At 68.5% G+C, this 584-nt stretch carries 1 protein-coding gene; it reads left to right on the top strand.

What is annotated here, in order from left to right:
* The first annotated feature begins 4 nt into the window (after positions 1-4).
* Positions 5-583 carry a sarcosine oxidase subunit gamma gene (locus tag VSR34_RS38270; protein WP_342965217.1) on the top strand — a complete coding sequence of 193 codons (579 nt, stop codon included), beginning with the start codon at positions 5-7 and terminating at the stop codon, positions 581-583.
* Position 584: the final 1 nt, after the last annotated feature.

Below are 584 nucleotides of genomic sequence, written 5' to 3'. Positions count from 1 at the left end.
GCGGCTGGAGTCGCCGCTCGTTGGGGCCGCGAATCTGCTGAAGGCGCAGGAGGGGCGCGCCTCGAAGGCGTTCGCCATGCGCGAGCTGCCGTTTCGCGACCTCGTGAACGTGCGTGGCGAACTGGGCTATCCGGCGTTCGTCGCGGCGTTCGCAAGCGTCGTGGGCTGCCCGCCGCCTTCCACGCCGAACACCGTTGCGCGCAGCGACCAGTACGACGTGCTCTGGCTCGGCCCGGACGAGTGGCTCGTGCGCTCGCTCGCCCCGGTACAGACCGGCATGCTCGAAGCGAAGCTCGTCGCCGTGCTGGGCGAGGCTTATGCGGCGGCCGTGGATGTGGGCAGCGGCTACACGGTGGTCGAGATCGAAGGCACGCGTGCGCGTGACGTCCTCTCGCGCGGCTGTCCGCTCGATCTGCATCCGCGCATGTTCCAGCCCGGCCAGTGCGCACAGAGCGTTTATTTCAAGGCATCGATCGTGCTGATTCCGACGGGCGACGACCGCTTCGAGATCGTCGTGCGCCGCAGCTTCGGCGACTACTTCTGCCGCATCATGGTCGACGCCGCGGCGTCGGTCGCGCCATGAA

The sequence above is a fragment of the Paraburkholderia sp. JHI2823 genome (genome assembly GCF_038900695.1).
Taxonomy (GTDB): Bacteria; Pseudomonadota; Gammaproteobacteria; order Burkholderiales; family Burkholderiaceae; genus Paraburkholderia; species Paraburkholderia mimosarum.
This window is presented reverse-complemented; position numbering and strand designations above follow the sequence as displayed.